Raw genomic sequence first — 13,456 nt, 5'->3', positions numbered from 1 at the left:
CAGTTTCACCGGGTGTCCTCCAATGCCGGCGAATCGCCGCGCCTAATCACCCGCGCCGGAACGCCCACCCACGTCTCATCAGCAGGGACATCGCTAAGCACGGCAGCGCCCATTCCAATCGTGGCCTTGGCACCGACGGAGCGGCCCTCGCGGACGCTGGCGTTCATGCCGATATAAGCGGCCCGGCCGATGCGAACACCCCCACCCAAGGAAACTCCGGCGGCAAGCGTCGCGAAATCGCTGACAACGTCGTCGTGAGTGAAAGTCACCCCCGGCATGGCCACTACATGGCTTCCGAGGGATACGGAGGCCGTCATGGTGACGTGCGCCAAGAGAATACTGCCTCGCCCGATGACGCAGCCCTCAGGGACAAGCACGGAGGGATGGATGGCCGTAGCGTACCGGTCCTCGGCGAGTCCGAGTGCTCGTAGCCGCATGACCACGCTCTCGCGCCCGCTGCCGTTGCCGATACACACCAGCAATAACGCGTAGGGAAAGTTCAACGCATCGCGGATAGGTCCGAGGACATGGGCGCCGTCCACCACGCGCCCTACCTTGTCCTCGTCGTCGTCGAGGATGCCGATGACGTCGAACGGTCCGCTGCTGCGGACCATGGCCAGCACCTCGCGCGCCAAGCCACTGGCCGCGATGAGCAAGAGCTCGCTCATGGGGACTCCCCCGGGTCCGGCCGGGAACCAGAAGCCGAAGCGGATCCAGCCGCACGGGAAACTCGGGAAGCACGGTAGACGGAATCGATGACCCGGGCTTGGTCCTGCCGGGTCAGCTGGTGGTACAGCGGGAGGATGAGCGTGGTGTCGGTGAGGTGTTCGGTGGCAACAAGTGTGGCGGTACCTGTGTCCTTTCCCGCATACGCCGGCTGCCGGTGGGCCGCCATGATCCCGCGCCGCGCGGAAATGCCGTCTTCAGCCAAGCAGGCCAGCAATGAGTCGCGGTCGACGGCGAACGCGGGACCGACTTCCACCCAGCAGGATTGGAAGTTGTTGGTGCCGTAGTCCGGGTCGCTGACCAGGCGCAGTCCCTCGAGTCCGGAGAAGGCCTCCGCATAGATCGAGGCCAGTTCCCGCCGCCGCTGCACCACCTCCCGGAGCCTGCCCAGCTGAACGAGGCCGACGGCCGCCTGGAGATCGGTCATGCGGTAGTTAAAACCGACTTCGAGGTACTCCTCCGCGGGTGGGAGGACGCTGGCGTGCCGATCAGCGGCGGAGACGCTCATCGAATGTTCGCGCAGCCGGCGTGACCTGTCCGCAAAGCCCATATCCGACGTCGAAAGCATCCCGCCTTCTCCTGTGGTGAGGATCTTGCGGGGGTGGAACGACCACGCTGCGAGCTGCGCGCCGGCCCCCACAGGGCTACCCCGGTAGCGGGAACCGATAGCACAAGCGGCGTCCTCCACAACCGTGATGCCTAACGGATCACAAAGGTTCCGGATCGGTTCAAGGTCCACCGGCACCCCGCCCTGATCCACGGCAATCACGGCTTTGGTGGCTGGAGTCAGTGCCGCTGCCACGGTGTCCGCAGTGACGCAGCCGGTGCGGATGTCGACGTCGGCGAACACGGGACGCGCGCCCACGTACGTCGCGGCGTTTGCTGTGGCGATGAACGAGAACGACGGCACCACCACGTCGTCGCCAGGACCAACTCCGGCTACGGCCAGGGCAAGGTGCAAAGCGGACGTGCAGCTTGAAGTCGCCACCGCGAAGCCTGCACGCTGCTCCTTGGCGAAGGCTTCCTCGAACTGCCGGACCTTGGGCCCCTGCGCCACCCAGCCCGAAGCGATGACGTTCGCGAGAGCCATGGCTTCTTCTGCTCCCAGCCACGGTTTCATGACGTCTATGCGGGCCAGCCGCGTCTCCGAGGTAGTCATCGCGCACCCACAGGTGGGGCCTGGACGCTGCCTTCAGGCCTCGACGCCGCAATGTCCTCCCGGAGTGGACGCCACCACGAAACCAAGGAACGCAGCCCTTCTTCCAAGCCCACCGTTGCTTCGAACCCGAGGTCTTCCCGGGCAGCGACGGTATCGGCCAGGCGGCGGGCCACACCGTTGACGGCACGTTCAGGACCGTGTTCCAAGTGGAGGGGTGATTCCATGACCGCCAGCAAGGTGTGGGCGAGTTCGGCCAGGCTGGTTTCAACGCCGCTGGCCACGTTGTAGACGCCCTCGCGTATGTCGCTCGTCGCGGCGAGGACGTTCGCCCGGGCGACGTCCGTGGTGTGGACAAAATCCATGGTCTGTTCACCACTGCCAAAAATCAGCGGTGGCAGTCCGTCCACGATCCTCTCCATCCAACGGACAAGTACCTCGGTATAGAGCCCATGGACGTCCATACGGGGTCCGTAAACGTTGAAGTAGCGCAGCATCACGTAGTCCATGCCGGACATGGCGCGGAAGCTTTTGGCCATCGCCTCGTTGAAGGATTTCGCTGCACCGTAGAAGGTGTCGTTGTTGAAGTGGTGGTGGTCTTCCTTGGTGGGAAAAAGCTCGGCCTGCCCGTAGACGGATGCGCTTGAGGCAGCGATGACTTTGTCCACGTTGTGCGCCACTGCTGCCTCGAAAACGTTGAATGTACCGTTAACCAGTACTTCCAGGGCAAGCCGCGGTTCTTCAGCGCATTGGGTGATCCTGATAGCTCCTTGGTGGAACACAAGGTCCTTGCCGCGCATAAGGTCATGAACCAGGTCGCGGTCCCGGAGATCGCCTTCGACCAACCTGACACGGCCGCTCGCCAATGCCTGGCTAAGGTTGTCACGGCGGCCGCGGACGAGGTTGTCCAGTACGTCCACCTGGCCTGCACCGGCGTCGAGCAGTTGATCAACGAGGGTGGAGCCGATGGTCCCGGCACCACCGGTTACGAGGACGGCCGCACCGGACAGGCCGGTCACAGCACAACCTGGAGCTCTGCCTCGTTGCCCGCCACCAAAGTGGCCTGGCCGTCACTTTCCAAACTTTGGGAGACAGCTTCCAATACAGACAGGACGCGGAGCCCGGATTCCCCGCTGGTGCGTGGGGCAGTGTGGCTTCGGATGGATGAGGCCAGCTCAGCTACCACTTGGCCCAAGGGTTCCCGCTCTTGGAGGGCCGGTGACCAGGTATCACCGAGCCGGTAAGAAATAGCGGTGGCCTTTTTGTCCGCTGCGGACCGTGGCTGGTGGTCCAGGCTGACTCCCCGGTCGTATACGCTGAGGCGTTGCTGCGGGTTCAGGTCGTCCCAGACAAGCGTCCTCTTGGATCCGCCGATAATCATCTGCCGGATCTTGGTGGGGCTAAGCCAGTTCACGTGGATGTGGACCAGGGCGTCGTTGGGCAACCCGAAGGTAAGGTGCCCTATGCAGTCCCTGCCAGTGCCCAGGGGGTCCGCGCCGTGGGCGGATATTTCGGTGGGATGCAAGCCTCCGGGGAGGACAAAGTCGAGGATGGAGAGGTCGTGCGGGGCAAGGTCCCAAAACACGTTGACATCCGGCTGCACCAGCCCAAGGTTGATCCGCACAGAGTCGACATAGAGGATCTCTCCCAACGCGCCGCTGGCCACCAACTCCTGGATCTTCAAGACGGCCGGGGTGAAGCAATAGGTATGGTCCGCCATGAGGACCAGGCCCCTTGACCTGGCCTCTTCCACCATTTCCAGTCCCTTGGCCCGGCTGTCCGCCAGTGGTTTCTCCACCAGCACATGCTTCCCGGCCCGCAGTGCCGTCATCACCACTCCGTGATGCGTATGGGCGGGAGTGGCAATGGCCACGGCATCCAGGTTGTAGTCGTCCAGCAATTCGTCCAAGGACTCGACGACGGGCACGGCGCCTACCGTCTCGGCGAGTTTGAGGCCCCGTTCGACGTCGAGATCGCAAATAGCTGCGAGCTCCCAATCAGGGCTCGCTTTGAGGTTCCTGGCCAGGTTGGGTCCCCAGTATCCTGCGCCCACCACAGCGATCCGCAGCTTGGGACGTACGCCGGTGCCATGGAGTTGGCCTGACGGAATAGTTCGTATACTCATTTCCCACTCGACTTCTCTCTTTGTTTCCGTGTCTTGGCTTCCGACGCATTGGTTGGCTGGGCCGTTTCCGCTCCCGCTGAGGGGAGGCGCCGGCTGGCTAGTAGGCCCCCGACGGCCTGGTCATGGCCCGAAAAGTGCGCCACATGATCATGAGGTCCCCGGCGATGGACCAGTTTTCGACGTAGTAGAGATCCAAACGGACCGCCTCGTCCCACGGCAGGTCCGATCGGCCGTTGATCTGCCAGAGCCCGGTGATTCCGGGCTTGATGAGCAGCCTCCGGTGCGTATGGCGTTCGTAGCCGTTGACCTCGCGCGACAACGGTGGACGTGGGCCCACCAAGCTCATGTCGCCCACCAGGACGTTCCAGAACTGCGGCAGTTCGTCCAGGGAGTACTTCCGCATCCAGCGCCCGCACGTGGTGATGCGGGGATCTCCGCGGATCTTGAAGAGCACGCCGGCGCCCTCGTCACGCATGCTCAGTTCGTCCACCCGGGATTCAGCGTCCACCACCATGGAACGGAACTTCAACATCCGGAAGGTGGTGCCCTGCTTCCCGATGCGTTCTTGGGTGAAAAGGACAGGCCCGGGGCTGTCCCACCGGACAATGAGCGCCAGGACCAAGAGCGCTGGCGAAAGGACAGCCAGGGCAACCGCGGCCACCGCGATGTCCATCACGCGCTTGAGCGTATGTTTGGCGCCGGAGTAGTGGGGAATATCCACATGCATCAGGGGCAGGCCTTCGACAGGGCGCCAATGTATCCGCGGGCCGGCTACGTTGGTTAGGGTTGCCGCCAGCACCAGCTCGGCGGAATCTTCCTCCAGCCTCCATCCGAGCTCTTGGATGAACTGGTTGCCCCCAGGGACTGGCCCCGCCACTATCACGGCATTGGCTCCGGTTTGGTGGACAGTGCTGGCGATGCCGTAAATGGACGCCAGGACCGGCACCCGCAAGTGGTCCACAGCCAGTACGGCTCCACGCCGGGCACCAGGCAAGCAGGCTCCCAGAATCGAATAAGGCGCACCGGACCTGCGGTTGATTTGCTTGATGACATACCGGACGTCCTGCGGTTCGCCGACGACGATTGCGCGCGAGAGGCAGCGTCCGCGTGATTTCTCGTGGCTGAGCCAACGACGGAATCCCCAGCGGGTGCCCGTCAGGGCCACCAATCCAAGGGGCAGCGAAACCAACACGAAAGAACTGACAGGTTCCAGCCGGAAAACAACCGCCACAATGCCTAAGAAACCGAAGACGCGGACACTCGCCGAGAGGATCCGTTTGTATTCTTCGGGTCCTACTCCGAGCACTTTGGGATCCCTGGTGTGGTAAAGGGCCAATGCCGTGAGCCACGCGAGCCCCAAGGCCGAGGCCAGCAGCAAGCGGCGGGTGTCGCCAGCGCTTCCGTCGCCTGGGATGGATCCTTCAGTGTTGAGCAGGTATCCGGCCAGGACAGCAACTCCAACGAGGGCCGTGTCGGCGAACCTGAGGCTGTTGGTCAGCACATGTACCCAGTTGGTTGACTCCCGGTGCGGCAAGGGTGCGGGCACGTCTCGGTGGGTGGCTGACGGCCCGAAGTCCAGGGTTGTCTCCCCTGAACCCAAGACCGCCAACCCCGCCTTTTCAGTCCGCTGTGCAGCAGCGGACTTGTCAATCCTGGAAGACGACGGCGGATTGACGGTGACCGAGGCAGGCGCTGTTTGGAAGTCCGGCATTATGGAGGCCCGGTGGGCACTCTTGGGTACCCCAGCCTTGCCCCATCGCATCACGGAAACTTTCACCATGTCAGCCCTCTTCTTAGACCTGCCACTGCCTAGATACCAGTGAAGCCGTGAGGGTACTGAGGCGCACCAGTAGTCAGTACTCAAGTTTGAGCAGCGAGACCCGTTTGCCCTACGTGTGAGTACTTGCTCCGGTTCCGGGCACTACGTGTTCGAAGGTTTGGAGGGGCAACAAAAAACCGGCCACCCCCAAGGGTGGCCGGTCGTGAAAGGGAGCTAGTCTTCCAAGCTTTCGAGGTCGTCGTCCAGGGAGTCCTCGTCTTCCTCTTCGTCTTCGAAAACCTGGAGGGGAGTAACCTCTGAGTAGGCCTCGTACAGAGCGTCTTCGTAAACTTCGAACGCATCAGCGATGGCGAAAAAAGCTGCCTCCACGTTGGGGTCGCCCTCGCCGCGACGCGCAGAAGCGGCAACAAGGTGTTCCTCGAGGGCAGCGGACAGTGACTGAAGCGCGACACGCGGATCAATGCTCATGACTTCACGTTAGCCGGAAAAAGACGAAAATGGAGAGGGATGAGAGAACAATTTCCCGGCAGCTCCGTGGAGCGCCAAAGAGACTACGCCCGCCAGTACGAGTACCTGGTACTGACCGTCGGACCCCAGGAGTCGCTGCCGGAGGCCCGCCGCCGGCTCGCTGAACACTCCGAGTACGGCAAATGGGAGCTTGAACGCAGCGTCCTCTACCTCGGGGGCGGTCGGCGCTTTTGGCTGCGGCGCAAGGTTTATTCGGTCCAGCGTACTGTTTAGTACGTTTCCCGTCCTCGGGACTAGCTCTCCAACGGCCCCAGCCAGGCATTGGCAACGGTGTTGTGGGCGGACTCGTCGTTGGACGGGTGGAAGATCCCAGCCAGCACATCCCGGTACAGCCGTTCCAGTTCCGAGCCCCGGAAGTAGCTGGAGCCCCCGGACACCCTGACGGCCAGATCCACCACACGGCGGGCATTCTCTGTGGCCCTGGACTTCAGGCCCACAAGTTTGGCGAACCATAGCGGGCCATGATCCACCAGTGAATCCACGTCCCGTGCCAGTGACGAGATCTGGGGGTAGATGCCGTCCAAGGCCAAGGCTGCGTCCGCGATTTTCCACCGGATATCCGGGTCCTGCGCGTAACTGCGACCTCCGTACTTGGCAGAGACGCGCTTTTTGACGTTCTCCACTGCCACCATGAAAGCCCGTTCCGCCACGCCGGTGTACACGGCAGCGAGCAGCGTTTCGAAGCAAGCAAAAATGGCAAAGATCAGCAGGTCTTGGTTTGGCCCAACTGGCAGCTTCCGGAAGATTCTCTCCGCCGGAACCTCCGCGCCGTGGAGCACGGTGGTGTTCGAGGCACTGGCCCGCATGCCCATGGTGTTCCAGTCATCGAGCGTCTCGTGGCCGGGCTCATCGCGCCGCAGGAATCCGAAGACGAGCTCCCCCGCGCCGTCCCGGGCACTGGCATCCTTGCCGAACGTCCCAAGCCGGGTCCAACCGCGCGAGAGGCTGGTAAAAATCTTCCGGCCGGTGAAGCTATAGCCTCCACCAGCCAGCGGTTCAGCGATTGTTCCAGAATCGAAGAGCATGGAGTCATTGCCGGCCTCGGAAATCCCGAAGGCAAAGACCTCCCCCTGACCCGCTTCCCTCAGGACAAAGGCCAGCGAATCGTCTCCATGCGCCGCCATGATACGGGCGACGCCGGTCCACACCAGGTGCATGTTAATAGCCAACGAAGTGGCTGGGGCCGCCGTGGCGAGACGCTGCTGCAACGCAGCTACCGCTTCCAAGCCAAGCCCCAAGCCGCCGTCGTCGGCTGGGACAAACAACTTGAGGTATCCCGCGGCAGCCAAGTCCGCCAGGTCCTCGTGGAAGAACTCATTCTTGAGGTCGTACTCGGCTGCGCGTGCGCGCAGGCGTTCGAGCAGGGCATCAGGCAGGATCTCTTCGGGCGTCATGGGCAAGACCTCCTTGGTGAATGGTTAGAAGCGTGAGTCCCGTATCAGCGCGAGTGCCCTTTAGTAGTTGGTCAGGAGCTTATTCAGCACCCGTGCGCCGAACTGGAGGGACGCTGCCGGCACGCGCTCATCCACTCCGTGGAACATTCCGGTGAAGTCAAGCTCCTCAGGCAGCATCAAGGGCGCGAACCCATAACCCGTAATGCCGATTCGACTCAAGGACTTGTTGTCCGTTCCGCCTGAGAGCGTGTAGGGAAGAACCTTGGCGCCCGGGTCCTCGGAGTGCAGGGCGTCAATCATGGCGTCCACGAGGTTACCGGCGAAAGGTACTTCCAAGGAGACGTCCTTATTGACGTAACTGATCTCGATTCCGTCCCCGGCGAGCTCCTTGATGGTCTCCAGCACCTGCTCCTGTTGGCCGGGCAGGGTCCGGCAATCAACAAATGCCTCGGCTGACTCGGGAATCACGTTGTGCTTGTAGCCCGAGCGCAACAGCGTGGGATTGGAGGTGTTCTGCAACGTCGCGCCCACAAATCTGGCCACGGTGCCGAGCTCCTTGAGCAGGATCTCCGGGTTGTCGGCGTCGAACTCGACGCCGGTGAGTTCAGTGACGCCGTCGAGGAACTGGCGGGTGGTTGGGGTCAGTTCGACGGGCCATTTGTACTCGCCAATACGGGTCACAGCAGCTGCAAGCCGGGTGATCGCGTTGTCGGTGTTGATCTGCGAGCCGTGACCAGCACGGCCATGGGCCAACAGCCGAAGCCACGAAAGGCCCTTTTCGGCGGTCTGCAGCAGGTATGTCCGCTGACCACCGATTGTCGCTGAGAAACCGCCAACTTCGGAGATCGCCTCGGTGGCGCCGTCGAAAAGCTCGCGTCGGTGCTCCACAGCGTAGCGTGCGCCGTAGTTACCCCCGGCTTCCTCATCGGCGAAGAAGGCAAAGATGATGTCACGCTTGGGTTTGCGGCCAGTCCGGGCAAAATCCCTCATGACCGAAAGGATCATGGCGTCCATGTCCTTCATATCCACAGCCCCGCGGCCCCAGATCAGTCCGTCCTTGAGCTCGCCACTGAACGGGTCCACCGTCCACTGATCCTTGAGCGCGGGAACAACGTCCAAGTGGCCATGAACCACCAAGGCGTCAGCGGAAGGGTCTTCACCTGCCAGGCGGGTCACCACGTTGGCCCGGCCAGGAGCCGATTCGAAGATCTCCGCTTCAAGCCCGACGTCGGTGATGAGCGCCGCCGTGTACTCCGCTGCGGCGCGCTCCCCCGGCCCGGTGTCGTCACCGAAATTGGATGAGTCGATGCGGATCAGCTCCTGGCAAATCCGGATAACTTCGTCTTCGGGGCGGATGACAGACATGGAGCTCTCCTCGCGGCTGGGGTTCAGGTGCGGCGACAGGCCAGGCACCTTTCGGCGGCCCGCCCGTATCCCATCAGCCTACTCACCCACTGGCCTTCGACGCGCGGAAACGTGCGGCCACGAGTCGCATCATGACTGCCTATACCCGTGATCATCCGCGATTTTTCAGCTACCCGAAAGCGTGTTAGAGTTTTTCTCGCTGCTTCGAAGGAAAGTGAAGCACCGCGAGGTGTGAACAGCCCTTTGAATACCACCTGCGCGGGTGGCGGAATGGCAGACGCGCTAGCTTGAGGTGCTAGTCCTCGAAAGGGGGTGGGGGTTCAAGTCCCCCTCCGCGCACAAACGAAAAACCCCTGGAATTCAAGGATTCCAGGGGTTTTTCCTGTTTCCGCCCAAAGATGCGGCACAAGACGGTAGTGACTGCGTCGCTGGCTCCAGCACCGAGGTCCGCTGTTATTGTCGAGCAGGGCGGGAAAATCCCATCGAGCGACAATGCGGCCCCAACGGGGCACCCGGTGGGGCCAATGATCAGCTCCCCGCGCGTACTTCGCCGTCGAAAATAATAAGGATGTCCAGGTGAACTCATTGGTCCAGGGTGTGCGGGCAACGGACCTGAAGCGCACTAACGAACGAGTCGTCCTCGATGACGTACGGATCGCGGGACTGACCACGGCGCCTGAGATCGGTAAAAGGACCGGCCTATCCAAGCCGACCGTTGGCGCCGCCCTGCGGACGCTCCAGGCTGCGGGCTTCGTGAGCCCCCAAGGCTTTAAGGAAGGGCGGTCCGGTCAAGCACCCCTCCTTTGGGCAGTGGACGAACACGCAGGCCTGGTCCTCTCCGGGGACATTGGAACGCAATGGGTCCGTTTGGGGCTGTGCACCCTGAGCGGGCGCCCACGCGGAGCCGTCCGGGAGCGGTCCGAGTCGGGATCGGCCGAAGACGTCCTTCGTGCCCTGGACAGGGCCATGAGCCGCCTGCTGAAAGAAGCAGGCGCCGAACGGGATTCGGTGGTCTACTCCGTGCTCGGCAGTCCGGGCGTGGTGGACCCGGTGTCGGGCCGGCTGAGGCACGCGTCCAACCTTCCCGGGTGGGATGCCCCCTCGACGTTAGCCGCCCTCCAGGAGCTTTTCGGTCCCCATTTGCTGATCATGAAAGATGTCTATCTGGCCGCGCTCGGAGAGGGCCAGGCGAGGGCTGGGAGCGGGACTAAAGACTTCGTGCTGCTCTCGGTGGGAGCCGGGGTGGGCGCGGCGGTGGTACTCGGGGGCCAACCCATGCCGGGCGCTCACGGGCTTGCCGGGGAAATCGCGTTCCTGCCGTTGCGCGTGGACCCGGTCGAGTCGGGCGACCCATCCCCGCGCGGACCACTGGAAGAAGCCGCGTCCGTTGATGCATTGCTCTCTGCTGCAGACGCTGGTCACCGATTCGCCGGGGTCCACGAAGTGGTGCAGGCGACGAAACTCGGTGACCCGGCTGCCACACAAGCCCTGGCCGCCGAATCGCGGCTCATTGCCTACGCCCTCACGGCCCTCATCCTCGTCGTCGATCCCCCGCTGGTGGTCCTGACCGGCAGCATCGGCCTCCAAGGAGGCCCGGAACTGGCGGACGCCGTTCGCAACGACCTCACTCGGCTGCTCACAGTAAACATCCCTCCGGTGGAGGTGAGCACCGCGGGTGAGGCAGCCACCCTGCACGGGGCGGAAACGAAGGGCATCGAGTTGGCGTGGGACACACTTGCCGCCGGCCTGTAGCACTCAGGAACTGAAGATTTTGGGCTGGAAATTTAATCCGGACTGACCCTTGACCATGATTGGAAAACTGTTTTACGATTGATGAATCTTCTACGGCTCTCTCCGTCCCTCGCTCCGGCACGGATCCAGCCCCTTTCCTAAGGATTCACAATGGCGTCTATTCCTGCGCGCGCACCCCAGCTGCGCCGTCGTATCGGTTCCTTCCAAGCAACCGCGCTCAACATGTCACAGATGGTGGGGATCGGCCCCTTCATCACAATTCCTGCCATGATCGTTGCTTTCGGCGGTCCCCAGGCCGTGGTTGGCTGGATCGCCGGAGCCGTTTTGGCCTTGGCCGACGGGCTCATCTGGGCTGAGCTGGGAGCCGCAATGCCAGGCTCCGGCGGAACGTACGTTTACCTGCGGGAAGCCTTCAAGTACCGAACCGGACGCCTAATGCCCTTCCTCTTCGTATGGTCGGCCGTGCTCTTCATACCGCTCGTGATGTCCACCGGCGTGATCGGGTTCGTGCAGTACCTCGGGTACTTGGCACCGGGCATGGATGACGGGACGGGGACCCTCATCGGGTTGGCCCTCATCGTGTTCATCACGGTGGTCCTCTGGCGCCGCATCGAGTCCCTGGGCAAACTCACCGTGGTTCTGTGGGCGGTCATGATCTTGACGGTCCTCACCGTCATCGCCGCTTGCCTCACGCATTTCAACCTTGCCCAGGTGATGGATTTCCCGGCCGGAGCCTTCGATATCACCTCCGGCGGTTTCTGGGTTTCCTTCGTCGCAGGCCTGACCATCGGCATCTACGACTACCTCGGTTACAACACGTCCTCGTACATGGGCGCTGAGGTCAAAAACGCAGGCCGGACCATTCCCCGTTCGGTCGTCTTCTCGGTGGTGGGAATCATGGTCATCTACCTCTTCATGCAGATCGGCGTCCTGGGCGTCGTGCGGTGGCAGGAAATGCTCGATACCAACTCCATGGCCTACCAATCGCTCGTTTCGCTGGTCCTGCAGCGGACCTGGGGAAGTGAAGTTGCCCTCGTTGTCACTGCCTTCATTCTCATCACGGCTTTCGCCTCCCTCATGGTCGGCCTCCTCGCCGGCTCACGCGTTCCTTACGACGCGGCGCGGGACGGAGTCTTCTTCAAGGTCTTTGCCAAGCTGCACCCCACCAAGGAATTTCCCGTGGCGGGTCTCGTCGCCATGGGCGTCATGACCGCCGTCGGCTTCCTCATCGGCCGGGCCACCAACATTGGTGCGCTCATTCAACTCCTTACGGCGGTCATGGTTCTGGTTCAGGCCCTCGGGCAAGTAGCTGCGGTCGCCGTCCTCCGCCGCCGAACCGACGTCGTCCGGCCTTACAAGATGTGGCTCTACCCGGCGCCGCTGATCGTCGCAGGGCTTGGGTGGCTGGTCATTTACTTCTACTCCGACATCAACGCTCCCGGCCTGCACCCCATCGAGCTGTCCCTCGCATGGGTGGCGGTCGGTGCGATCAGCTTCTTCATCTGGGCCAAGCGTGAAAAGACCTGGCCCTTCGGTCCGCTGCCGGTGGAAAAGAACGACGTCGACGAAGAAATCCGTTCGGGGATCAGCGCATGAGTGCCCATGGAAGCAGCCCAGTGCCCTTGGCCGTGGGCATCGACATCGGCGGCACCAAGGTCAAAGTCTGCGCGGCCACCCTTGACGGCACTATCCTGCATATTGCCGAAGCCAGCGGTCCCGCCGGTCGTGCCGCTTCGGACGTCATCAGGGATGTCAAAGCATGCTTCGGCGCGGCGTTGGAGGTCTCGGCCCAACTCCTTGGAGATGAGGTGTGCGCCAGCGCTGTGGGGCTCGTCACCCCGGGCGTGGTGGGCGAAAACGGCATCGAACTTACGCCCAACAATCCTGGGTTGGACGCAGCCGTTCCGTCCAAGACCATCAGCTCGCAGCTCGGGGTCGGGAGCGTCGCATGGGCGAACGACGTCAAGGCCGCCGCAATGGCCGATTACCAATGGGGTGAGATGCAGGGCGCCCGCTGCGGCCTCTACATCAACGTCGGGACCGGCATTTCGGCGGGGGCCGTCATCGATGGCAAGCCCCTGCTGGGTGCCAACGGCGCAGCGCTGGAAATTGGTTACTTGATCCCGTCAACAGCCACGCACCACCGCGGACACCGCAGCGGAATCGCACCCTTGGAAGATGCAGTTTCCGGGCGGGCACTCAGTGCCCGGGCACTGGAAGCAACCGGCCAACACCTCCCGGCCTCCACGGTCATTGCATCCGCAGGCGATCACGGGCAGCCCGCCCTAGCGGGGCTGGCCGAGGAATTCATCGATCAGATCACCCACGCTGTCTGCAACCTGGCGATCGCCCTGGACCCTGACGTTATCTCGATCGGCGGCGGAGTATCCGCGGCCGGTGACGTCTTCATGCCGCGCCTGCGCGATGCCCTCAACGAATTCGTACCCTACCCCCCTGCGGTCACAGTGTCTCCGGCCGCAAATGACCTGTCGATGTTGGGCGCGCTCCTTCTCGCTTACAACAGCCTCCAGATCCCGGTCCCGACCGTGCAGGTACCGGCCACCGCCCTAGGCGAGGCCGACGTCGTCGCTTCTGTCACATCACAGCCAGTCGAAGCCGGAGTGTAAAAG

12 protein-coding genes and 1 tRNA gene are annotated in these 13,456 nt (G+C 62.8%); 5 read left to right on the top strand and 8 right to left on the bottom strand.

The window, feature by feature from the left end:
• Positions 1–5: 5 nt before the first annotated feature.
• From SB659_RS06385 to SB659_RS06360, 6 genes are all read right to left on the bottom strand, one after another.
• Positions 6–668, bottom strand: coding sequence for an acetyltransferase (locus SB659_RS06385; RefSeq protein ID WP_284978333.1), 663 nt, complete (start codon positions 666–668; stop codon positions 6–8).
• Positions 665–1,885: a DegT/DnrJ/EryC1/StrS family aminotransferase gene (locus SB659_RS06380; RefSeq protein WP_410549829.1), complete on the bottom strand. Its 1,221-nt coding sequence runs from the start codon at positions 1,883–1,885 to the stop codon at positions 665–667. Before SB659_RS06380 ends, SB659_RS06385 begins: the two co-directional genes overlap by 4 nt.
• On the bottom strand, positions 1,882–2,901 hold the full coding sequence (locus SB659_RS06375) for an NAD-dependent epimerase/dehydratase family protein (protein WP_410549828.1): 1,020 nt from the start codon (positions 2,899–2,901) through the stop codon (positions 1,882–1,884). The genes SB659_RS06380 and SB659_RS06375 overlap by 4 nt, the downstream gene beginning before the upstream one ends.
• Positions 2,898–4,007: a Gfo/Idh/MocA family protein gene (locus tag SB659_RS06370; RefSeq protein ID WP_284978336.1), complete on the bottom strand. Its 1,110-nt coding sequence runs from the start codon at positions 4,005–4,007 to the stop codon at positions 2,898–2,900. Before SB659_RS06370 ends, SB659_RS06375 begins: the two co-directional genes overlap by 4 nt.
• A 97-nt stretch (positions 4,008–4,104) precedes the next feature.
• On the bottom strand, positions 4,105–5,787 hold the full coding sequence (locus SB659_RS06365) for a sugar transferase (protein WP_410549827.1): 1,683 nt from the start codon (positions 5,785–5,787) through the stop codon (positions 4,105–4,107).
• A 213-nt stretch (positions 5,788–6,000) separates the two neighbouring features.
• A complete protein-coding gene (locus tag SB659_RS06360) occupies positions 6,001–6,255 on the bottom strand; it encodes a hypothetical protein (protein WP_284978338.1) in 255 nt (84 codons plus the stop codon).
• Positions 6,256–6,294: 39 nt separating this feature from the next.
• Here SB659_RS06360 and SB659_RS06355 point away from each other — a divergent pair, with 39 nt between their 5' ends.
• Positions 6,295–6,528: a DUF5703 family protein gene (locus SB659_RS06355; protein WP_284974678.1), complete on the top strand. Its 234-nt coding sequence runs from the start codon at positions 6,295–6,297 to the stop codon at positions 6,526–6,528.
• 20 nt (positions 6,529–6,548) lie between these two features.
• Here SB659_RS06355 and SB659_RS06350 read toward each other — a convergent pair whose 3' ends face one another.
• Positions 6,549–7,709, bottom strand: coding sequence for an acyl-CoA dehydrogenase family protein (locus SB659_RS06350; protein WP_284978339.1), 1,161 nt, complete (start codon positions 7,707–7,709; stop codon positions 6,549–6,551).
• Positions 7,710–7,769: 60 nt separating this feature from the next.
• Complete coding sequence (locus SB659_RS06345) at positions 7,770–9,074, bottom strand: M20/M25/M40 family metallo-hydrolase (RefSeq protein WP_410549826.1); 1,305 nt, start codon at positions 9,072–9,074, stop codon at positions 7,770–7,772.
• Positions 9,075–9,330: 256 nt separating this feature from the next.
• Here SB659_RS06345 and SB659_RS06340 point away from each other — a divergent pair.
• From SB659_RS06340 to SB659_RS06325, 4 genes are all read left to right on the top strand, one after another.
• Positions 9,331–9,413 (top strand) — tRNA-Leu (locus SB659_RS06340).
• Between the two features lie 237 nt (positions 9,414–9,650).
• Positions 9,651–10,826, top strand: coding sequence for an ROK family transcriptional regulator (locus SB659_RS06335; RefSeq protein ID WP_410549825.1), 1,176 nt, complete (start codon positions 9,651–9,653; stop codon positions 10,824–10,826).
• 150 nt (positions 10,827–10,976) lie between these two features.
• The gene (locus tag SB659_RS06330) at positions 10,977–12,422 is read left to right on the top strand and encodes an APC family permease (RefSeq protein ID WP_410549824.1); all 1,446 of its coding nucleotides are present in this window, start codon (positions 10,977–10,979) and stop codon (positions 12,420–12,422) included.
• Entirely contained in the window at positions 12,419–13,453 is a 1,035-nt protein-coding gene (locus tag SB659_RS06325) for an ROK family protein (protein ID WP_410549823.1), read from the top strand. The genes SB659_RS06330 and SB659_RS06325 overlap by 4 nt, the downstream gene beginning before the upstream one ends.
• Positions 13,454–13,456 lie beyond the last annotated feature (3 nt).

It is taken from the genome of Arthrobacter sp. SIMBA_036, assembly GCF_046535135.1.
GTDB lineage: Bacteria > Actinomycetota > Actinomycetes > Actinomycetales > Micrococcaceae > Arthrobacter.
The sequence above is the reverse complement of the archived record's forward strand: the minus strand, read 5'-3'. Positions and strand labels throughout refer to the sequence as shown.

What these genes read in the sequence shown, in the direction of transcription:
- SB659_RS06385 (WP_284978333.1), bottom strand. Translation starts at nt 668, where the DNA reads ATGAGCGAGCTCTTGCTCATCGCGGCCAGTGGCTTGGCGCGCGAGGTG.
- SB659_RS06380 (WP_410549829.1), bottom strand. Translation starts at nt 1,885, where the DNA reads ATGACTACCTCGGAGACGCGGCTGGCCCGCATAGACGTCATGAAACCG.
- SB659_RS06370 (WP_284978336.1), bottom strand. Translation starts at nt 4,007, where the DNA reads ATGAGTATACGAACTATTCCGTCAGGCCAACTCCATGGCACCGGCGTA.
- SB659_RS06365 (WP_410549827.1), bottom strand. Translation starts at nt 5,787, where the DNA reads ATGGTGAAAGTTTCCGTGATGCGATGGGGCAAGGCTGGGGTACCCAAG.
- SB659_RS06360 (WP_284978338.1), bottom strand. Translation starts at nt 6,255, where the DNA reads ATGAGCATTGATCCGCGTGTCGCGCTTCAGTCACTGTCCGCTGCCCTC.
- SB659_RS06355 (WP_284974678.1), top strand. Translation starts at nt 6,295, where the DNA reads ATGAGAGAACAATTTCCCGGCAGCTCCGTGGAGCGCCAAAGAGACTAC.
- SB659_RS06350 (WP_284978339.1), bottom strand. Translation starts at nt 7,709, where the DNA reads ATGACGCCCGAAGAGATCCTGCCTGATGCCCTGCTCGAACGCCTGCGC.
- SB659_RS06345 (WP_410549826.1), bottom strand. Translation starts at nt 9,074, where the DNA reads ATGTCTGTCATCCGCCCCGAAGACGAAGTTATCCGGATTTGCCAGGAG.
- SB659_RS06330 (WP_410549824.1), top strand. Translation starts at nt 10,977, where the DNA reads ATGGCGTCTATTCCTGCGCGCGCACCCCAGCTGCGCCGTCGTATCGGT.
- SB659_RS06325 (WP_410549823.1), top strand. Translation starts at nt 12,419, where the DNA reads ATGAGTGCCCATGGAAGCAGCCCAGTGCCCTTGGCCGTGGGCATCGAC.